This is a genomic window from Hamadaea tsunoensis DSM 44101 (assembly GCF_000428945.1).
Lineage (GTDB): Bacteria > Actinomycetota > Actinomycetes > Mycobacteriales > Micromonosporaceae > Hamadaea > Hamadaea tsunoensis.
This window is the reverse complement of sequence record NZ_AUAX01000017.1, coordinates 87853-107747: the sequence shown is the minus strand read 5'-3', so window position 1 is coordinate 107747 and position 19895 is coordinate 87853. Positions and strand designations below refer to the sequence as shown.

At 71.3% G+C, this 19895-nt stretch carries 15 protein-coding genes; 5 read left to right on the top strand and 10 right to left on the bottom strand.

From position 1 onward, the window contains the following. Positions 1–38: 38 nt before the first annotated feature. Together G401_RS0123685 and G401_RS0123680 are read right to left on the bottom strand one after the other, a co-directional pair. Complete coding sequence (locus G401_RS0123685) at positions 39–998, bottom strand: hypothetical protein (RefSeq protein WP_027344445.1); 960 nt, start codon at positions 996–998, stop codon at positions 39–41. Continuing rightward, complete coding sequence (locus tag G401_RS0123680) at positions 995–1315, bottom strand: PadR family transcriptional regulator (RefSeq protein WP_027344444.1); 321 nt, start codon at positions 1313–1315, stop codon at positions 995–997. Before G401_RS0123680 ends, G401_RS0123685 begins: the two co-directional genes overlap by 4 nt. 108 nt (positions 1316–1423) lie before the next feature. Between G401_RS0123680 and G401_RS47885 the strand changes: the two genes are divergently transcribed. After that, entirely contained in the window at positions 1424–2263 is an 840-nt protein-coding gene (locus G401_RS47885) for a class I SAM-dependent methyltransferase (RefSeq protein WP_051367048.1), read from the top strand. Between the two features lie 12 nt (positions 2264–2275). On the opposite strand, the gene G401_RS0123670 is transcribed toward G401_RS47885, so the two are convergent. After that, the gene (locus G401_RS0123670; protein WP_027344443.1) at positions 2276–3241 is read right to left on the bottom strand and encodes an L-threonylcarbamoyladenylate synthase; all 966 of its coding nucleotides are present in this window, start codon (positions 3239–3241) and stop codon (positions 2276–2278) included. Between the two features lie 122 nt (positions 3242–3363). After that, positions 3364–4755, bottom strand: a complete 1392-nt coding sequence (locus G401_RS0123665) for a DUF4331 domain-containing protein (RefSeq protein ID WP_027344442.1) — start codon at positions 4753–4755, stop codon at positions 3364–3366. A 143-nt stretch (positions 4756–4898) separates the two neighbouring features. Here G401_RS0123665 and G401_RS47880 point away from each other — a divergent pair, with 143 nt between their 5' ends. Together G401_RS47880 and G401_RS0123655 are read left to right on the top strand one after the other, a co-directional pair. Further along, on the top strand, positions 4899–6194 hold the full coding sequence (locus G401_RS47880; RefSeq protein WP_051367047.1) for a tetratricopeptide repeat protein: 1296 nt from the start codon (positions 4899–4901) through the stop codon (positions 6192–6194). Next, positions 6191–7723, top strand: coding sequence for a nickel/cobalt transporter (locus tag G401_RS0123655; protein ID WP_027344441.1), 1533 nt, complete (start codon positions 6191–6193; stop codon positions 7721–7723). Before G401_RS47880 ends, G401_RS0123655 begins: the two co-directional genes overlap by 4 nt. A gap of 106 nt (positions 7724–7829) precedes the next feature. Here the strand turns inward: G401_RS0123655 and G401_RS0123650 are convergent, their stop codons facing one another. The 4 genes from G401_RS0123650 to G401_RS0123635 all read right to left on the bottom strand — a co-directional run bounded on the left by G401_RS0123650 (position 7830) and on the right by G401_RS0123635 (position 13241). Further along, positions 7830–9866, bottom strand: a complete 2037-nt coding sequence (locus G401_RS0123650) for a beta-galactosidase (RefSeq protein ID WP_051367046.1) — start codon at positions 9864–9866, stop codon at positions 7830–7832. A gap of 306 nt (positions 9867–10172) precedes the next feature. Beyond that, complete coding sequence (locus G401_RS0123645) at positions 10173–11513, bottom strand: ABC transporter substrate-binding protein (protein ID WP_027344439.1); 1341 nt, start codon at positions 11511–11513, stop codon at positions 10173–10175. Between the two features lie 46 nt (positions 11514–11559). Then, positions 11560–12360: a carbohydrate ABC transporter permease gene (locus G401_RS47875; protein ID WP_051367087.1), complete on the bottom strand. Its 801-nt coding sequence runs from the start codon at positions 12358–12360 to the stop codon at positions 11560–11562. Positions 12361–12413: 53 nt separating this feature from the next. Then, positions 12414–13241 (bottom strand): carbohydrate ABC transporter permease, encoded by an 828-nt coding sequence (locus G401_RS0123635; RefSeq protein WP_322787747.1) that lies wholly within the window; start codon positions 13239–13241, stop codon positions 12414–12416. A gap of 336 nt (positions 13242–13577) precedes the next feature. Between G401_RS0123635 and G401_RS0123630 the strand changes: the two genes are divergently transcribed. Together G401_RS0123630 and G401_RS0123625 are read left to right on the top strand one after the other, a co-directional pair. Then, positions 13578–14591 carry a LacI family DNA-binding transcriptional regulator gene (locus G401_RS0123630; protein WP_245601817.1) on the top strand — a complete coding sequence of 338 codons (1014 nt, stop codon included), beginning with the start codon at positions 13578–13580 and terminating at the stop codon, positions 14589–14591. A 60-nt stretch (positions 14592–14651) separates the two neighbouring features. Further along, positions 14652–15089, top strand: coding sequence for a hypothetical protein (locus tag G401_RS0123625; RefSeq protein ID WP_027344436.1), 438 nt, complete (start codon positions 14652–14654; stop codon positions 15087–15089). Positions 15090–15140: 51 nt separating this feature from the next. Here G401_RS0123625 and G401_RS53220 read toward each other — a convergent pair whose 3' ends face one another. Both G401_RS53220 and G401_RS47865 read right to left on the bottom strand, forming a co-directional pair. Further along, positions 15141–18536 (bottom strand): DUF3710 domain-containing protein, encoded by a 3396-nt coding sequence (locus tag G401_RS53220; RefSeq protein WP_157546222.1) that lies wholly within the window; start codon positions 18534–18536, stop codon positions 15141–15143. Between the two features lie 366 nt (positions 18537–18902). Next, a complete protein-coding gene (locus tag G401_RS47865; protein WP_211240824.1) occupies positions 18903–19769 on the bottom strand; it encodes an alpha/beta fold hydrolase in 867 nt (288 codons plus the stop codon). Positions 19770–19895 lie beyond the last annotated feature (126 nt).

Below are 19895 nucleotides of genomic sequence, written 5' to 3'. Positions count from 1 at the left end.
CAGACCCCTTGTCACCATGGGGGGCGACGATGTCGCGCTCAGCCGAGGGCCCGCGTGCCGGCGGCTCGTCGGCCGGCTGTCCACAGGGCGGCGGCGATCGGCAGCAGGGCCAGCGCGCCGCCGAGCACGATCAGCCCGACGTAGGGATCCTGGATCTCCGACCGGCTCTGGGCCAGGTCGTCGGCCGCGCTCAACGCGGGCGCGGCCAGATCGGGGATCAACGTGGCGGGGGCGTACGCCGAGAGCGCCACGACCAGCGACCACAGCAGCAGGCAGGCCAGCATGCCCGCCCCGCCGATGGCGACCAGGCGCAGCTCCGGACCGGCGATCGCGGCCGCCCCTGCCATGCCGATCCCGATCAGCAGGAGGGCCGCCGACGCGCCGGCGGGGATCGGCGGGAACACCGCGACCATCAGCGTCCACAGCAGAACCGGCCCACCCCCGCCGGCGAGCGCGGCGAGCAGTACGCGTTCCGGGGTACGGCGGGCGGTCAGGATCAGGAAGGCGGCCAGGTAGGCGACCGAGACCGCGCCGACGACCGGAGCGGCGGCGCCTGCACCGACGGGGTCCTTGCCACCCATCGCGGTCAGCAGCCCGACCGTCCACAATGCTACGAGGGCGTAGCCACCGGTCCGGACGCCGCGGGCGGTCGCGCCGGAGCGTACGGGCCCCAGCGGTCCGCGTACGCGGCCGAGCCAGCCGAGGGCGACGAGGGACGCCACGACCGCCACCGCACCGATCCGCAGCGGCGCGTACGCGAAGCGGCCGCTCCACCAGAGCGCAAGCCCGAGCGTGACGGCGGTGAGTACCGGATAGCCGACGGCGCGGACGACCGCCGGTCGAGTGAACAGCACGCGCAGGCAGCCGACCGTGAACCGCCACCGTTCGGCCCGGCCGTCGATCGTGCGCAACTCGGCCGCCATCGCCGAACCCCAGTCGCGGTACGCCCGCGGCAGCAGCCGGGAAGCCGCGGCGATCAGCCGCTCGCCGGGGGTCACCACGCACTCCGCAGCTGGTTGCCGGTCCGGGTGAGCGGGGCGGGTTGCGGCTCGGCCGCGTACTGCGCGGCGAGTTGCGCACCGGCGTCGGTCAGCCGGTAGAGGTGCCGTGGCGGCCGGCCCGCGGCGAGTTCGGTCTCCCAGGCGGCGTCCAGCAGTCCGCGCTCGGACAGCCGGATCAGGATCGGGTACAGGGAGCCGGCCTTGAGCCCGACCTCCTGCCCCAGTTCGTAGCCGTGGCGCCAGGTCGCCGGCTGGGCGGCCAGCGCGGCCAGCACGGCGAGCGTCTGCGGCGACGGCCGCCGGGTACGCGTCATGCCATAACTCTATCTAGGTAGGGATAGCTTGAGTCAAGTATCGGCATCCGGCCCCCATCGCACGGCGAGGTGATTGACATCGGTGACCGCGCTGAGTCCAATGGCGTCATGCCGGATACCCCGTCCTCGCCACCGCCGCCGGAGACCGCCCGCGTCGCGATGATGTTCGACCAGCTCGCGGCGGTGTACGACATGACCGGGGTGGAGTTCTTCGGCCCGATCGCCGATGGCCTGGTCGACGTCCTTCAGCCTCGTCCCGGCGAGCGGCTGCTGGATCTCGGGTGCGGTCGCGGCGCGGTGCTGTCCCGCATCGCGCCGTTCGTCGGCCCGGCGCTGGGCGTGGACATCTCCGCGGAGATGGTGGGGTACTGCCGTACCGCCCTGGTCGGGCACGACAACGTCCGGGTCGAGGTCGGCGACGCGCAGTCGACCGATCCAGCCTGGGGCGTGTTCGATGCGGTGACCGCCTCGCTCGTCCTGTTCTTCCTGCCCGATCCGCCGGCCGCGCTGCGGAACTGGCGCAACCTGCTGACGCCCGGCGGCCGTTGTGTGATCTCGACGTTCGGGGCGCCGGGTCCGGCCTGGCAGGCGATCGACGAGACCTTCGCCCCGTTCCTGCCGCCCGGCATGCTCGATGCCCGGACCAAGGGCCCGCTGAGCCCGTCGAGCCCGGACGCCGCCGTCGACGCGCTCTTCGCCGCCGCCGGCTTCGAGGACGTGCGGACGGTGACCCTGCCGCTGGAAACCCGGTTCGCCAGCGTCGAGCAGTGGGAGGCGTTCTCCTGGACGACCGGCCAGCGGGCGATGTGGCTCGCCGTTCCGGAATCGCGGCGCGCCGCGGTGCGGGAGACGATCTTCGAGATCCTGCGCTCGTCACCCCACCCCGACGGCGGGTACGTGCTCAGCCAGTCCGTCCGCTACACGTACGCCGGCAACGCCGGGGCGTGAGATCGCCGGCGCTCACCGGGGTCCCGCGGCCCGGCGCAGCCGGTTGGCGATCGCCAGCCCGAGCCCCTGCTCGACCGGCAGGCTGGCGATGATGAGGTCGCAGCCCCGCCCGTCCAGCTCGCGCAGGAACCCGTACAGGCCGCGGGCGTAGGCGGGCATCGAGTCCGGAACCGCGATCACCGCGTACGCGTCGACCGGCCCGGCAAGGGATGCGGGCAGGAGTACGCCCACCCGCCGGCCGGACTGCCGGGCGAGGTCGGCTTCGGCGGCCACCTGATCGGGTTCGACGAGAACGACCTGGGCCCGGGGCGCGTAGTGCGACGGATGCTGGCCCGGCACCCGTACGCGGCTGGTCGCCGGCACGTCGAGGTGGTGGCCCAGCGCTTCTTCGAGGTCCTCGCGCGTCACCCCGCCGGGCCGCAGGACGCTGGGCCGGTCGCCGACGACGTCGACGATGGTCGACTCGACACCGACCTGGCACGCTCCGCCGTCGAGGATGAAGTCGACGGCGTCCCCGAGTTCGGCGCGTACGTGCTCGGCCGTGGTGGGGCTGACCGAACCGAAGCGGTTCGCCGACGGTGCCGCCACGCCGCCGCCGAAGGCGGACAGCAGCTCCAGGGCGACCGGATGATCCGGCACCCGGATGGCGACCGTCTCCAGACCACCGGTCGCCTCCAGGGGCACCCGGGGACCGCGCTGCAGGACGAGGGTCAGCGGGCCCGGCCAGAACCGTTCGGCCAGTTGCCATGCGGTCGCCGGGACCTCTTTCACCCAGTCTTCCAGCTGTTCGAGCCCGGCCAGGTGCACGATCAGGGGATGGGTGGGCGGGCGGCCCTTGGCCTGGAAGATGCGCCCGACCGCGGCCGGGTTCTCGGCGTCCGCGCCCAACCCGTAGACCGTCTCGGTCGGGAAGGCCACCAGGCCCCCGTCGCGCAGCACCACGGCCGCCTGCTCGATGTCGTTGTCCCCTGCCGTCACCTCGCCATCTTCTCACCCCGCGGCCGCGGGCCCGGTCGCCGTCACGTCCGGCGGAGAAGGGCGTCACAGGAAATGAAGAAGGGCCCAGAGCCGTCCGGCCCTGAGCCCTCCGTGATCGCGTACTAGTTGACGCTGTCCATGTTCGGCAGGCTCACGTACGGGAAGCCGCCCTGGAACGCGTGGTCGTTGGCGTTGACCTTGTCGCCGAGAGTGCCGACGACGGCCGGCGCGCCGGGGAGCAGGATGCCCTCGGCGGCCTGCAGGGTGATGTCGATGACGTCGTCACCGAGCCGGCGCCCGTTGGGGAAGCCGGCGAGGTCGCCGCCGAGGACGCCCATCCGGTTCGGCTGGGCCGCGGGCGCGACGCCCATGTTGAGCCGCAGCTGCTCGCTCGGCTTGAACCAGCTCTTGACGACGTCCTTGTTGAGCAGCTGGGAGTTGAGGTCGGCCTGGACCGGCCCGCAGGCCTTGCAGACGCCGGTGAGGAAGACCTCGATCAGGTCCTTGCGGGGCGCGGCCGGGGCCGGGATGCCGTAGATCGCCTTGACCAGCTTGGGGACCTCCGGGCTGCTGACGTACGGGAGGAACTTCGCGTCGTCGGCCGGCCGGGTGGCGTTGAACTCGTTCTTGCGGCCGACCGGGATGACGACCTCGTTCACCAGCGGCATGCCGAGGCGGGAGACCTGCTGCAGGCCGTGGCCGAAGTGCTCGGCGTGGTGGACGTCGACCGACTCGCGGGAGGTCGTGGTCCAGATGCCGACGACCGGGTTGCGCGACACGTTGCCCCGCAGCGCCAGGTCCGACTTGGGTACCTGCAGGGCGATGGTGTTCACGTTGTAGCCGGCCAGGGTGTCGTGGCCGAGCTCGGTCAGGTTGCCGCCGTAGAGCAGGTCGAACACGCGCAGGTCGAGGAAGAACGGGTCGTCGGCCTGGCCGGCGAAGCTCTTGCCGCCGCCGGGCAGCGGGGTGACCGCCTGCTGCGCCAGCGCGCCGTAGTTCGGCATCGACGCCTTGCCGGTGAACGACGGTGCGACCTTGCCCTGGGCGAGGACCTTCACCCCCGTCCGGGTGATCCTCGTGAGGGTGTAGGTCTGGGTGAAGTTCAGGTCCGGGTCGGTCAGCGAGGTGACCGGCCCGGTGTTGTAGAGGAACGTGTTCGGGTTCTTGTAGCGGCTGGTGAACTGCCACCTGTAGGTGATGTCCGGCCGGGCGTCACCGTTGTTGTCGATATTGATGTCGTGCGCGGCGTCGACCGCGAACGGGTAGAAGTTCGGGCCGCCGTTGGGCTCCTCGAAGGGAGTCCAGTTCGCCAGCATCGTGACGGAGTCCGGCTTGTCCGGGCTGACGAAGGCGTACAGGTCGGTGTTGTCGAGCTTCGGTGTGCCGGCGATGAGCGGCGCTTCACGGTGCGAGGACGCGACGCCCGCGCTCGGTGCGAGCGTCGCGAGCCCGCTGCCGGCGACAGCGAGCGCGACCACGCCGAGCGCGGCCTTCTTGAGTCCGATCTTCCGCAAGGGTTGCTCCCCCATGGTGTCCGGGATGCGATGGAATACCGCACCTTGTCCGGATCATTCGTACCCAATCAACGCCCGGATTGCCCGTTTAAGCGACTTTTTTAGACCCGTGTCTGGATGATCCATGCGGCGTTGTGCCGGGCATGGCCCTCCGCACACCGATCATCGTCGTGGCCCTGGCCGCCGGCCTCACCGTCACCGCCGGCATCGCCCTGCGGCACCACGGCGACCGTCCGGCGACGACGGCGGCGGCGGTCGTCGACCCCGCCGCCGACCTGGAACGGTTCGCCGAGCGTACGCGGCGGCACCTGGACGACGCTCCGCGCGACTGGACCGGCTGGGCGGCGCTGGGCATGGCGTACGTGCAGCTGGGTCGGATCACCGGCGACCCGGCCCACTACACGCAGGCGGCCGCCGCGCTCGACCGGTCCCTCGAAGTCGAGCCCGCCGGCAACGCCGCCGCGCTCACCGGCCAGGCCGCGCTGTCGGCCGCCCAGCACCGCTTCGGCGACGCCGTCACGCACGCGCGGGCCGCCGTCGCCGCGGACGCGTACTCCGCCGACGCGTACGGGATCCTCGCCGACGGGCTGATCGAGACCGGCCACTACGACGAGGCGTTCGCCGACGTCCAGAAGATGGTCGACCTGCGGCCCGACACCACCTCCTTCGCCCGCGCCTCCTACACGTTCGAGCTGCGCGGCCAGATCGACCGGGCTGCCGGCCTGATGCGGCAGGCGCTGCAGGTCGCCGAGAACCCCGCCGACGAGGCCTTCGCGTACACCCACCTCGCCGAACTCGCCTTCAACCGCGGGGACCCGGCCGCCGCGCGTACCGAGGCCGACGCGGGGCTCAGCCGCGCGCCGTCGAACGCCGGCCTGCTCGCCGTGCGCGGTCGCATCCGGGCGGCCCAGGGCGACCTGTCCGGCGCCGCGGCCGACCTGCGGGCTGCGATCGCCCTGCAACCCCTTCCCGCGTACGCCGTCCAACTCGGCGACGCCCTGACAGCCGCAGGCGACCAGAGTGCGGCCGACCAGGCGTACGCGCTCGTCGAGGCGGCCCACCGGCTGGCGGTCGCGCAGCACCAGCCCAGCGACATCGACTTCGTCCTGTACTACGCCGACCGGGGCACCGACGTCACGACCGAGGCCCGCGCCCTGTACGCCGGCCGCAGCTCGAACCAGGTCGCCGACGCGTACGCGTGGGCGCTGCACGCCGCCGGCCGCGACCGGGAGGCGCTGCCGCTGGCCGACCGGGCACTCAGCCTCGGCACGACCGACGCGCTGGCGCACTTCCACCGGGGCGAGATCCGGCTGGCCCTGGGCGACAGGTCCGGTGCCCGAGCCGACCTGGCGGCGGCGTTGCGTACCAACCCCCACTTCTCCCCGCGGTACGCGGCCGCCGCCCAGTCGACCCTGCGGTCCCTCGGCGGTGCGGCATGAAGCGGCTGCTCTTCCTCTCCCTGACGGCGATCGGGATCCTGCTCGGCTGGGCCGGTCCCGCGACCGCCCATCCGCTGGGGAACTTCACCGTCAACACGTACGCCGGCATCCGCGTCTCGGCCTCCCGGGTGGACATCGACTTCGTGCTCGACCTGGCCGAACTGCCGACCGTCACCGAGCAGCCGCTCACCCGCGATCCGGCGTACGCCGCCCGCACCTGCTCGGCCCTGGCGGCCGACGTCGTGCTGACGATCGACGGCCGGCGCGTCGGCCTGTCCGCCCGGCCGGTCGCGTTGACCTTCCCGGCGGGCGTGGCGGGTCTGCCGACCCTGCGGCTCACCTGTGCCATGACCGCACCGGCCGAGGTGCGCACCCGCAGCGCGATCACCGTCCACAACGGCGCCGAACCGGGCCGGATCGGCTGGCACGAGATGACCGCGACCGGCGACGGAATCCCGATCTCCTCCGCCGACACTCCGGCCACCGGGATCTCCCGGCGGCTCACCGCGTACCCGCCGGGCGGCCTGGACGCGGGACTCGACCAGCGTGACGCGCACCTGACCGTCGACACCACCGGGACCGGGACGACCGCCGCCCTGCCGCCCGTCGCCGCCGCGATCCCCGGCCTCGACCGGCTCACCGGCTGGTTCACCGACCTGGTCGGACACCGGCGGCTCGGCTTCGGCCTCGGCGTACTCCTGATGCTGGTGGCGATGGTCCTCGGGGCCGGGCACGCGCTGGCGCCCGGCCACGGCAAGACGGTGATGGCGGCCTACCTGATCGGGCGGCGCGGGCGGCGCCGCCAGGCCCTCGCGGTGGCCGGGACGGTGACCGTGACCCACACGGCGGGCGTCCTCCTGCTCGGCCTGCTGATCACCGCCTCGTACGCCGTCGCGCCGCAGTCGCTGTACCGGTGGCTCGGTGTGGCGAACGGGGCCATCCTCGCCACGGTCGGCCTCGCGCTCCTACGGCGCGCGCTGCGGTCCGACCACAGTGGTCACACGCACGGCCACTCGCACGGGCACGGACACTCGCACGGGCACGGACACTCGCACGAGCAGGGCCACTCGCACGGGAGCGACCACGGGCACGGTCATGACCACCCGCACGGTCATGAGCACGGGGAGCACGACCGCGGAGAAGGCCATCACGAAGCGGGGACCGTCGCCGTGCTCGATCCGCCCGAAGCCGCGCCCCACGTCTCCACGACGACCGCCCCGAGCCGGCGGACCATCGTCGCGATGGGCATCGCCGGCGGCCTGACGCCCAGCCCGTCGGCCGTGGTCGTCCTGCTCGGCGCCGCCGCCCTCCACCGGGCCTGGTACGGCGTCCTGCTCGTGGTCGCGTACGGCGCCGGGATGGCCGCCGCTCTCACCGGCATCGGCCTGCTGCTCGCCCGGGCCGGCGACCGGCTGCTGTCGTTGCTGCAAGGGCGTTTCGGCCGGCTCACGGGCAGAACGACGCCGATCGTCGCCGCGGCGGCGATCACCCTCGCGGGCGTCGCGGCGGCCATCGCCGCCCTGCCCTGACGCCGGCCGACCCGGCCCTACATCGTCTGCCGCAGCCGCGACCGGGCGCGCTCCGCCCGCCGGAGGCTGGGACGCGCGCCCTGGTACAGGCCGGGCTCGACGCCGGTCAGGGAGCCGGTGTCGGGGCGCAGTGCAGCACGGCGACGCCACGCGGTTCGAGTTCCACCACTCCCCCGGCGACCCGGCCGAGCAGCGGCCGTCCGGCGACACCGGCGACGGTCACCGGCCGCGCCGTCCGGTTGATCAGGAAGGCGTACCGGGCGTCGCCGTTTCGGCGTACCACCAGCTCGACCTGGCCGCGGACGGACGCGGGCAGGTCACTCGCGAGACCCGCCGCGGCGGCCAGGTCACCCAGCACGCGGGTGAGTCCCGCGGTGCCGAGCCGGGTGGAGACGTACGCCGCGGAGCCCGCATCGGCGACGCGGCGGGTGACCGCGGGATATCCGGCGAGGTCGCCGCTGGTGTAGCGGGCGAGCGCCGAGACGTCGTCGGCGGTGTCGACCCGCTCGGACCACGTCGTGCCGGTCAGGCCGTTGTCGAGCCGGACGATCTCGGCGTCGAGCAGCGGCGCGAACTCCTCGACCCGGATGCCGAGCAGGTCGCGCAGCGCGCCCGGGTAGCCGCCGAGCCAGATGTGGTCGTGCTCGTCGACGACGCCGGAGAAGTAGGTCGTGACCAGGTGGCCCCCGGCTTCGGCATAGGTACGCAGTTCCTTGGCCGCCGCCGCGCTGAGCATGTGCAGCATGGGCGCGACGACGAGGGCGTACTCGCCCAGCGGCGCGCCGTGGGGCACGACGTCCGCGCGGATGCCGAGGTTGAGGAAGGCGCTGTACCAGTCCAGCGCCTCCTGCCGGTAATTGATCCGGTTGGTGGGGTGCGAGTCGGCCTCGGCGGCCCACCAGGATTCCCAGTCGAAGACGATGGCGGCCGGCGCCTTCTCGCGGACCGCCCCGGCGACCGGCGCGAGGTCGCGCAGGGTCGCGCCGAGCCGGGTGACCGAGCGGAAGACGGCGCTGTCCGGACCGGCGTGCGGGACCATGGCCGAGTGGTACTTCTCGGCGCCCGCCGCCGACTGACGCCACTGGAAGAAGCAGACCGCGTCGGCCCCGTGCGCGACGTGCGTCAGCGAGTCGCGGACCAGCTCGCCGGGCTTCTTCGACACGTTCACCGGCTGCCAGTTCACGGCGCTGGTCGAATGCTCCATGAGGAACCAGGGCCGGCCGCCCGCGATGTTGCCGGTCAGGTTGGCCGAGAAGGAGAGCTCGTCCTGCGCCTGCGGCCCCGGCAGGACGTAGTGGTCGTTGGACACGAAGTCGACGTCGGCGGGCCAGCCCGCGTAGTTCATCCCCTTCGTCTCCCCCATGATCATGAAGTTCGTGGTGACGGGGACGTCCGGGGTGTGCCGCCGCAGGACATCACGCTCCGCCCGCAGGTACGCGCGCAGCGCATCGTCGGAGAACCGCTTGAAATCCAGCTGCTGCGTCGGATTCGGGTGCGTCGCGGCCAGCCGAGGGGGCAGGATCTCGGCGAAATCGGCGTACTGCTGGGACCAGAACGCCGTTCCCCAGGCGTGGTTGAGCGCGTCGATCGTCGTGTAACGCTCGCGCAGCCAGTCCCGGAAGGCGCGGGCGGCGTCGTCGGAGTAGTCGTAGACGTTGTGACAGCCCAGTTCGTTCGACACATGCCAGGCGACAAGGGCCGGATGGTCGGCGTACCGGGTGGCGATCCTGTCGACGAGGGCCAGGGAGTACCGCCGGAACACCGGCGAGGTGGGCCGCCAGTGCTGCCGGCCGCCCGGCCACACGGTCTCGCCCTGCGCGTTCACCGGCAGGATCTCCGGGTGCCGGGCGGTCAGCCACGGCGGCGGCGAAGCGGTCGCGGTCGCCAGATCGACGCCGATCCCGTTGGCGTGCAACAGGTCCAGCACCTCGTCCAGCCATTCGAAGCGCCACTCGTCGGCCGTCGGCTGGATCTTCGCCCAGGAGAAGATGCCGACCGAGACGACGTCCACATCGGCCTCACGCATGAGGCGTACGTCCTCCAGCCACACCTCGCGCGGCCACTGCTCCGGGTTGTAGTCGGCACCGAACGAAATACGCGGCGCGGCGCCCGCCGGCCGGCGCAACCACTGCGGAGCAGTCACAGTCCTTCTCCACTCACAGATTTCCTACACGTCTTGGCCCCCACAGTCGGCCGCGACGTCCGGCAGTGCAAGATCCGCAAGCGCGAAGCGTTTGAGGATCTTGTGCTGCCGGACGTTGCATAAGGGCCGAGTGCCCTCGTCTCGCCCGAAGGGCGAACGGGCAATAACCTTCGCAGCAACCATCGGGGGAATGGACCACCCGCGGCCGCAACCACCTGACGGAAGCGCGCCCATCGATGGCCGCAACCACCGGGGGAATAGACCCCCGGGGGAAGCAACCATCGATGGTTGAAGCGCAACCGCCGACTAGTTCACAGTGAAGCCTTGGTCTTTTCCGTACTTTGTTGCGGCGTCTTGCCAGGACTTGAGGCCGTCGGTGAGGGTGGTGCTGGAGACGTAGGCCTTGCCTACGGTGTCGTTGAAGACGCTGTTGGCGTAGACCTGGAAGGGCAGGTAGGACCAGCCGGGGACTACGCCCGCGGCGGCCTGGGCCAGGACCTCGTTGACCTTCTGGCCGCCGAAGTACGGGAACTCCTTGTTCTTGAAGGCGTCGGCGTTGACCTGTTCGGTGGTCGCCGGGAACGCGCCGTTGTCGGTACGCAGCTGCGCGCCTTCGCCGGTCGTCGCGTACTTCATGAAGGCGTACGCGAGGGCGTTGTTCTTGCCGAGCTTCGGGATGGCCAGCGAGCTGCCGCCGTTCTCGGCGGTCGCGGTGCCGCCGGCGGTCCACTGCGGCATCGGCGCGACCCGCCACTTGCCGTTGGCCGCCGCGACGCCCGACTCGAGGTTGGCCGGCATCCAGGCGCCGATGACCAGGGTGGCGATGGAGCCGTCGCCGAGGCCCTTGTACCAGGCGTCGCTCCAGCTGGAGATCGGCGCGATCAGCTTGTCGGTGATGAGCTGCTGCCAGAGGCCGGCGAACTTGGTGGAGCCGTCGTCGGCCAGGTTGATCTTCACGTTGGTGCCGTCGACCTGGAACGGCTTGCCGCCGGCCTGCCAGATCATGCTGGTGGTGAAGCCGGCGTCGCCGGTGTCGTTGGTGATGTACGCCTTCGGGTCGGCCGCGTGCAGCTTCTTGGCGGCGGCGACGTACTCGTCCCAGGTCGTCGGGACCGTGATGCCGTGCTTGTCGAAGACGTCCTTGTTGTAGAACAGGGCCATGGGGCCGGAGTCCATCGGCAGGCCGTAGGTGACACCGCCGGACTTCACCGACGCCCACGGGCCGGGGGTGAAGGTGCCGTCGAGCGAGCCCGCGCCGAAGCCGGAGAGGTCGACCAGCGACTTGCCGAGGGCGAACTGCGGCAGCGCGTAGTACTCGATCTGGGCCAGGTCGGGTACGCCCGAGCCGGCGGAGATCGCGTTCTGCAGGGCGGTGTACTGCTTGTCGCCGGTGCCGGCGTTCACCAGGTTGACGGTGACCTTCGGGTACTTCGCCTGAAACGCGGTGACGACCTGCTTCAGGGTGCCTTCCCAGGCCCAGACCGTGAGCGTGCCGCCCGCGGCGAGCGCGGCGTCGACGTCGTTGGCCGAGACGCTGGGGCTGTCGCTCTTGTCGTCGGAACCGCAGGCCGCGAGGAAGGCACTGGCCGCGGCCGCGGTGCCGAACGCCGCGGTGCCCCGCAGGAACCCACGTCGGTTGATCGTCATGTTGATCCTTTCAAGGGGTGGTGCGTTTGAATCGGGAACGGGGTGTTCAGTCCTTGACGCCGCCGGCCGCCAGGCCGGACTGCCAGTAGCGCTGCAGGAGCAGGAAGGCGGCGAGGAGCGGCAGGATCGTCAGCAGCGATCCGGTGATGACGAGGTTGAAGACGGCCTGCCCGCCGGAGGTCGCGGCCTGGTCGTTCCAGGAGTTCAGGCCCAGCGTCAGCGGGTACCAGTCCGGGTCCTTGAGCATGATCAGCGGCAGGAAGTAGTTGTTCCAGGTCGCGACCATGGTGAACAGCGACACCGTGACGATGCCCGGCGTCAGCAGCGGTACGCAGATCCGCAGGAACGTACGCAGCTCGCCGGCGCCGTCGACCCGGGCCGCCTCGATGAGCTCGAACGGGATGGCCTCGGCCGCGAACGTCCACATGAGATAGAGGCCGAACGGCGAGATCAGCGACGGGATGATCACCGCCCACGGGGTGTTGGTCAGGCCGAGCTTGGAGAACATCAGGAAGGTCGGCACGGCCAGCGCGGTCGTCGGCACGGCGACCGCCCCGATCACCATCGCGAACACCGCGCGCTTGCCGAGGAAGTCGAACTTCGCCAGGGCGTACCCGCCGAGGGTGGCCAGGGCGGTCGCCCCGCCCGCACCCAGCACCACGTACAGCAGGGTGTTGAGCAGCCAGCGGACGAAGACCCCGTCGTCGTAGGTGAGCGTGTCGCGGATGTTGGTGAACAGCGCGAAGTCACCGGAGAACCACAGGCCGAACGAGTCGAACAGGCTGGCCTGCGACTTGGTCGCGTTGATGAACAGCCAGGCCAGCGGGACCAGGCTGTAGACCAGCATGATCGCGGTCAGCGCGGTGAGCAGGGTGCTGCGCTTGCGCGTACGGGCCGTCGTCACGACTGGCGCTCCTTCCGCATGCCGCGCAGCTGGACGGCGTACGCGACGACCGCCGTCAGCAGCGCCATCACGATCGCGACGGCGGCGGAGTAGTTGAACTGCTGCCCGGCGAACGACAGCGAGTACGCGTAGAAGTTCGGCGTGTAATAGGTGGTGATCACGTTCGGCGCGAGGCTCTTGAGGATCGCGGGCTCACTGAAGAGCTGGAAGGAGCCGATGATCGAGAAGATCGTGGCGATCAGCAGCGCGCCGCGGATGCCGGGCAGCTTGATCGAGCGGATGATCCGCAGCTGGCCCGCCCCGTCCAGGTCGGCCGCCTCGTACAGGGTCCGCGGGATGACCTGCAGGGCGCTGTAGAAGATCAGCATGTTGTAGCCGACGAACTCCCAGGTCACGATGTTGCCGATGGACGCCAGCAGCCAGTCGGGGCCGAGCGGGTTGGGCAGCGACCAGCCGAACTTCTCGTTGAGGCTGCCGACGAGGCCGAACTGCGGGCCGTACATGAAGCCCCACATCAGCGTCGCGACCACGGCCGGGACGGCGTACGGCATGAAGACGGCGACCCGGAAGAACGACTTGCCGTACAGCCGGCCGCTGTCGATCGCCAGCGCCACCAGCAGCGCCAGGAACAGCATGATCGGCACCTGGACGCACAGGAACAGCGCGACCCGGCCGAAGGAGGACCAGAACTGCGGGTCGGTGAGGACGTCCCGGTAGTTCTGCGCCCCGACGAAGCTGGTGCCGCCGATCAGCTTCGTGCGGAAGAAGCTCAGATAGACCGCGTACGCGATCGGGGCGAGGAAGACGAAGGCGAAGACGGCCATGAACGGGCCTATGAAAGCCCACCCCGTCCAGCTGCGGCGCCGCCGCGGAGCGCGCGACCGGCCGGGTGGGCCGGATCGGCGCATCGCGGGAGGGGCGAGGACCGCCATGTCCTCCTCCTTCGTCCTTTTTCTGCCCAGGGGTAGGCGGCAGATCGGCCAGGGTGACGGGTGCACCGGATGTTTGCGCAAACATAGCGCGCCACCAGCCGTTTTTCACTGTGACTTGGCTGGGAGTCGGCACGAATGTTTACGTAAACATCGGCGCGGTGATAGTGTCACCGAGCCACCGAGCCCGTCAAGCGTGGGTTTCGGATTCGTTACGGAGGGCGCACGACGATGGCAACTCCCCGGCGCGTCTCGATGGCCGACGTGGCCCGGCTCGCCGGCGTGTCGTCACAGACGGTCTCCCGCGTCTCCACCGGCAGCCCGGACGTCGTGGACAGCACCCGGGAGCAGGTCCTCGCCGCCATGCGCGAGCTGGGCTACCGCCCCAACAGCGCGGCCCGCGCCCTCAAGCTCGGCGCCTTCCGCACCATCGGCGTCATCCTCTTCTCCCTCGCCAGCACCGGCAACAGCCGCACACTCGAGGCCATCGCCGCCCAGGCGGCCCATGAGGGGTACGCGATCACGCTCATCCCGCTCGCGGTGCCCACACAGGACAGTGTGCTCGGCGCGTTCACCCGGCTCGGCGAGCTGGCAGTGGACGGCATCATCGTGATCATGGAAGTGCACCTGCTGGACGCGGCCACCGTGCCCCTGCCGCCCAACGTGCAGGTCGTCGTGGCCGACTCGAACGGCGGCGACCTCTACAGCGTCGTCGACAGCGACCAGGTCGACGGCGCCCGGCAGGCCGTCACGCACCTGCTCGACCTGGGACACCGCACCGTGTGGCACGTCACAGGCCCGGAGGATTCATTCGCCAGCAACCGGCGGGCCGACGCCTGGCGGCAGACCCTGGCGGCGGCCGGCCGCCCCGCTCCCCCGCTGCTGCACGGCGACTGGTCGGCCGAGTCCGGCTACCGCGCCGGGCAGCTCCTGGCCGACGAGCCCGGCTGCACGGCGGTCTTCGCCGCCAACGACCAGATGGCGCTGGGCATCCTGCGGGCGCTGCACGAACGCGGAAAGCGGGTCCCGCACGACGTCAGCGTGGTCGGCTTCGACGACGTCCCGGAGGCGGCCTCCTTCATCCCGCCGCTGACCACCGTGCACCAGGACTTCGCCGAGGTCGGGCGGCGCTGCGTCCAGGGTGTGCTGCGCCAGATCGAGCGCGGCACCCACGAGACGGGGACGACCCTCGTCCCGACCCGCCTGGTGGTACGCGCGAGCACCGCGGCGGCACCGCCCTCATAGGAATGTCGGACGCTCCTATTAGGATTCGCGGGTCCCGCCGTCGTCGACGAAGGAGATCCCGTGGCGAGCAAGGAAGAGCTGAAGGCCGCGATCCACGCGGCATTCGACCAGGTGGTTCCGGACGGTGCCGGTTACACCAAGGTCTACGCGTCGGACCTGAAGCAGAAGAACTTCATCGTCTACCGCAGCACCACCGTCTACAACTACGCCGTCGGCTTCAAGCCCGGCAGCACCGAACTGGTCATCGTCCCGATCGACGAGGACGGCGGCCGGGTCACCGCCGGCGCGCCGGTCACGATCGGCGACGGCAACCGTGGCGCGGTCAGGAAGCGCGACCTGCAGGGCCGCTTCATCGTCTCCACCACGGACGGCCAGAAGTTCCGGCTCTCGGTGGTCCCGTCGATCCCGAAGATCGCCGCCGCCTTCTACCAGCTCCCCGTCGACCAGAAGGCCGAGTACGAGGCATTCCAGCAGGTCAAGACGGCGATCTGCAGCTGAGCAGCCGGACGGGTCGCCGGCCCGGGCGGCCCGTCGCGGCGATCTCTCCGATCACCCGGCCGCTGCCGCGGCCAGGTTCTGCTGGTCGCGAATCTCCTGCGGCAGGTACATCTGCAGCGGCGTGCGTACCGGCAGGAGGTCCCCACCCCGGTCGACGACCAGCGCGCGGGTCACGTCGTCGAAGACCGCGGCCTGTTGCGGGTCGGTCGCGGCCTCGCCCTGGTAGACGAAGCGCAGCATCCATCCGGGCCCGTCGACGCCTGCGAAGCGCAGCTCCGTGCCGCCGTCCGCGTTCATCACCCGGCAGACCAGCTCCGGGCCGTAGGGTCCGTCCTGTTCCGCCGGCGCGCTGCCGTCCGATCGCAGCTGGTCGGCGATCTCCCGCAGGATCTCCGGCCAGATCGACCGGTCCGGCGGGGCCGCGAAGAGGCCGATCTGCAGCGCGCTCTCCTCGTGGACGAGGACCAGCTGCTGGATGAGCCCGCTGTCTTCGGCCTGCACCCGCAGTTCCACACCGGCGACGGCCGGCAGCGCGAGCGAGCCGAAGTCGAGCAGGTCCTCGACGTCGGCATGGTCGCCGATGTCGAAAGGCCCGGTGGTGGGCGGGTGGGTCCCCGGGGCGGGCGGCCCGACCAGCGTCACGCGCAGCGAGTCGTCCTGCTCGGAACGCACCGTGTCGGGATGCTCGGGGCCCAGGACCCGCCGCAGCCGTTCGAGCGTGTCCAGCTTCAGGGTGCGGGCCTCCCCGTACCGTTGCGCGCCGTCCAGCATCACCGACAGCATGTACGCGGCGCGCAGCGTGTCGGGATCGTCCGGGCCGAGATGCTCGACGCGTCCACTGTAGATCTGTTCGAGCCGGCGGACGATGTCCTCGTGGTCGGCCCGCCGCGACGTCGTACTGGAGGCCGTCGTGCTGGAGACAGAGGTCAGCAGCCGGCCCAGCTTGTCCCGGGTGTCGATCACGGTCGGGTCGTCCGGTCCGAAGGTCTTCTGCGCGTTGGCGACCACCCGCCGGTACTCGCCCTCGGCTCCGGTCAGATCGCCCTGCCGTTCCAGGAGCTCGCCGAGCCAGCGGCGCGCCGACTGGATCGCCGGGTTCTCGGGGCGGTCGCCGACGGACGGCCGCTGCACCGGTGGCATCGCGATCGCCACGATCAGACTCTCCTGGCGCAGGTAGGACTCGAGGATCGCGCGCGCCTGCTCCGTGGCTCCGGCCAGGTCGCCGGCGGCGGCGAGCGAGGCGCCCAGCCATTCGCGGGTGTTCAGCGTCGCCGAGTCGTCCTGGCCGAGCCGCTTGGCGCGCAGCCGCAGGATCTCGCGCAGGTTCCGGCTCGCCTCGGCGTACTCGGCCCGGCCGAAGTGGCCTGCCGCCACGCTCATGTGCAACGCGAGCGTGAACGCCGTCGCCTGGCCGAACAACCGCTGCCGCAGGCGGAGCGCACGGCGGATCATGTCCATGGTGTCGTCGGTCATCGGTCCCTGCGACAGCCCGTGCATGGACCGGTAGACCATCAGGAAGTCGTGCTCGCTGAGCGTCCGGCGCATCAGCCGCTCGCCCGGGACGTAGGTGGTGCTCAGCTCGGCATCGGCCTCGTCGCGACGGCCGGCGACCCAGAGGGCGTGACCCCGGGTGTGCCGGACGGCGACCGCGACCCGGGCCCGGCGCGAGAAGTTCCGTTCGCTCTGGACGCGCACGGCCGAGATGAGGTCGAGGGCCGTCGCGTACTCGTCCTGTTTGATCAGAAGCCAGGTCAGCTCGACGGCCAGCCGGATCAGCCGGCGCAGGGTGCTCCTGAACCGGCGCGTCAGCGAGGCGGGCACGCTACGGATCACGCCTTCGATGTGGGGTGCCAGCATGTGCCAGCGCAGCCAGCCGCGCAGGCTCGCCGGGGCACCCACCACCTGCCTCGCATGGAGTACCAGCAGGGCGGCCACCGTCCACAGTCTCCGGTGGCGGGCCCGGTCGCGGCTGAGCCCGTCGTGGATCGCCTCGCGTACCAGCGGGTGGACCACCACCATCGTGGAGCCGGTCCAGTTCTCGTCCGCCCAGCGCAGCAGCGGGTGGCTGGCCGACTCGTCGGTGTCCACCAAGCCGAGGTCGCGCAAGGATCCCAGCACGCTGTCGCGCCGCCGCGGATGCAGCAGCTCGTTCGCCCACCGCGCGAGGCCCCGGCCCTCGCGCAGCCCGGTCCCGTCGAGCAGCACCCAGGGGATCGGTTCCGCCGCGTAGCAGGACATGAGGTTCAGCAGCGTACGCGCGTCCGGCATGCCCCGGTCCGCCAGAAGTTGCAGCGACAGCTCCCAGGTCGCGCGGACCCGCGTACGCGCGTCGCGAGCTTCCTGCGACGGACCCGGCAGCTCCTCCACCGCGTCGATGACGGAGAACTCCCGGTCGACGGCTTCGTGGTACGCGGCGAAGGTGCGGGGGTGGGCCTGCGGGCTTCCGACGACGGGGGCCGCCAGGAACCGGCCGGCCGCCCGCAGCGCGAGGGGCAGGCAGCCCAGTCGACGTCCCAGCGACTCCGCCTCGGCGACGGTGCCGACGGACGGGCCGACCGGCTGGGTGAGATCCCGCAGCATCGCCCCGGCGGCGGCCGGATCCAGCGTGCCGACCCGCAGCATCCGCGCGCCGGCACCCCACATCTCGGGCGTGCCGATGCGGGTGGTGACCAGCACCATGCCCCGTGCCGAGGTGCGTACCCAGCCGTTGCCGGCCTGCGGGCCGCCCAGCGTGCGTTCGTCGTCGGCGTTGTCCAGGATGAGCAGCCACGGGAAGTCGCACTCCTCCAGCAGCTGCCACATGAGATCGACCTGTGCGCCCGGTTGGGCCGGCCGGGCGCTCGGCGGCCGGTGCAGCAGGAGCCGGTTGACGACCTCCAGTACGCCGGAGTGGAACACCGTCTGGTTGCGGCAGTTGAGCCAGAAGACCTGGAGCCCCGACGACTTCGCCCGTTGCGCCACCGTCAACGCGATCGCGGTCTTGCCCACGCCGCCCATCCCGAACAGGATCGACGGAGCGTGCGTGCGTACGCCCGCCCCGCCGCTGCCGTCCTCGGCCTTCGCGCCGAGGGCGTTGACCGGACGGCCGGCGGGAACGGCCGCGTAGAGCTGGGCGAGGATCGCGTCGCGGCCCCGCAGCCGCTCGGGCGCCAGTCCGTAGGGCGGGTCGACGGACAGCGCGGCCAGGGGTACCGCGCCGCCCGCGGTCGCACCGTGCTGGGTCTGCGCCTGCGGATCCTGGTCGGTGAACAGCCGGCGGAAGCCCCGCACGAGCAGCGTCGCGCCGCCGCCGATGCTGGCCAACGCGGTGGCGGTGAGGGTCGCCTGATCGGCGAGCGTCCCGGCGTGCAGCGCGTTCCATCCGAAGTAGACACTCAGCGCGCAGGCCCCGAGGCCGGACAGGACCGCGGCGGCGTCCGCCACGAGAGTGATCCGCCTGGTGTTCACGGCATTGATTGTTGTACGCCCCGGCGCGCCGCCCGGCCGACCATTTGGCGGGTTTCCGGTAACCGCATGGTTACACAGCGCCAACGTCCGGGCACACAAAGCCACATGGAGGAAATCCGCGACACGAGTACTGCTATGACCCCCTCGACGGTTTCGCGGGTACGGCCGGGTTCATCGGCAGCTGTCCCGTCCGAGGGCGCCACGCCTGCCGCAGCCGGCCGTCCGCCCGGCGACGCCCGAATCCACCACGGCCAGGGGAGCCTAGCGACCCCCGGCAAGCCCGGCCGCCCGTCAGTCCCAGCAGCACCGTCGGGCCGGTGCGACGGTCAGGCAGCGTGGCCATGCGGCGATGTGACTGTGCGGCGGTCAGGCGGTGTGGCGCGACAGCGCGTCCACGATGGTCGGCCACGTCACCCGGGGCAGGCTGTGCCCTATGCCGGGCAGGGTGAGCAGCGTGGCGCCGGGGATTTCCGCGGCCAGGACGGCTCCACTCCGATGAGGGAAGAACGGGTCCTCGTCTCCGTGGATCACCAGGGTCGGCGCGGTGATCTCGCCGAGCCGTTCGCGCCACCGCGGCCGGCAGTCGATGGCCGCGAACATGGTGCCGAGATGGCTGGCGCGCTGCGCAGCCGCGGTGGCGCCCGCCCGGTCGAAGATCGCCCCGGCGGCCGCCCGCGCGTCCTGCTCTTCGAAGCCTCGCGATCCAGACATCAGCCGCGCGGATTCGGTCATGTAGTCGACGACGCTGTCGCGATCCGTCCAGTCCGGCCTGGGCCGTCCGAACAGCTGCCCCATCAGCTCCGGCGAGTGGTCGGGCAGGTCCGGATCGACCGGGCCGGGCGCGACCGGGCGGGTGGAGACCAGGGTCAGCGACGCGACCTGGTCGGGATGGTCGAGCGCCAGCAGTTGCGCGATGAAACCGCCGACCCCGATCCCGGCCACGTGCGTGCGGCCCAGATGCAGCGCGGCCGGCAGCCCGGCCGCGTCGGACACCAGGTCCCGCAGGTCGTAGCCGGGATCGTCCGGGTCGACGAAGGTCGACCGGCCGGCGTCGCGCAGGTCGTAGCGCACCACATACCGACCGGCGAGCGCCGCGCACAGCTCGTCCGGCCAGCTGAGCATCGTGACGCCGCCGACCAGCAGCACCGGCGGATCCGCCGGGTCCCCGAAGGTCTGGGCGCACAACTCGACACCGTTGACCTTGATCCACATCTCCTGCTCCTTCTGATTCACGGACTGGAGACGAAGCAGCATCCGGAAACTCATCGGCCCTGCCGGCTTTCACCCTGTCGGTTTCGCCGGCGGACAGGAATCCGCCGCCCGTCGAACCGCCGAGCTCTATTGATGATCATCGCTTGA

Excerpts from the sequence above, each read along its gene's own strand:
- G401_RS0123680 (WP_027344444.1), bottom strand. The coding sequence starts at position 1,315 with ATGACGCGTACCCGGCGGCCGTCGCCGCAGACGCTCGCCGTGCTGGCC.
- G401_RS47885 (WP_051367048.1), top strand. The coding sequence starts at position 1,424 with ATGCCGGATACCCCGTCCTCGCCACCGCCGCCGGAGACCGCCCGCGTC.
- G401_RS47880 (WP_051367047.1), top strand. The coding sequence starts at position 4,899 with ATGGCCCTCCGCACACCGATCATCGTCGTGGCCCTGGCCGCCGGCCTC.
- G401_RS0123655 (WP_027344441.1), top strand. The coding sequence starts at position 6,191 with ATGAAGCGGCTGCTCTTCCTCTCCCTGACGGCGATCGGGATCCTGCTC.
- G401_RS0123645 (WP_027344439.1), bottom strand. The coding sequence starts at position 11,513 with ATGACGATCAACCGACGTGGGTTCCTGCGGGGCACCGCGGCGTTCGGC.
- G401_RS47875 (WP_051367087.1), bottom strand. The coding sequence starts at position 12,360 with ATGCTGGTCTACAGCCTGGTCCCGCTGGCCTGGCTGTTCATCAACGCG.
- G401_RS0123635 (WP_322787747.1), bottom strand. The coding sequence starts at position 13,241 with ATGGCCGTCTTCGCCTTCGTCTTCCTCGCCCCGATCGCGTACGCGGTC.
- G401_RS0123630 (WP_245601817.1), top strand. The coding sequence starts at position 13,578 with ATGGCAACTCCCCGGCGCGTCTCGATGGCCGACGTGGCCCGGCTCGCC.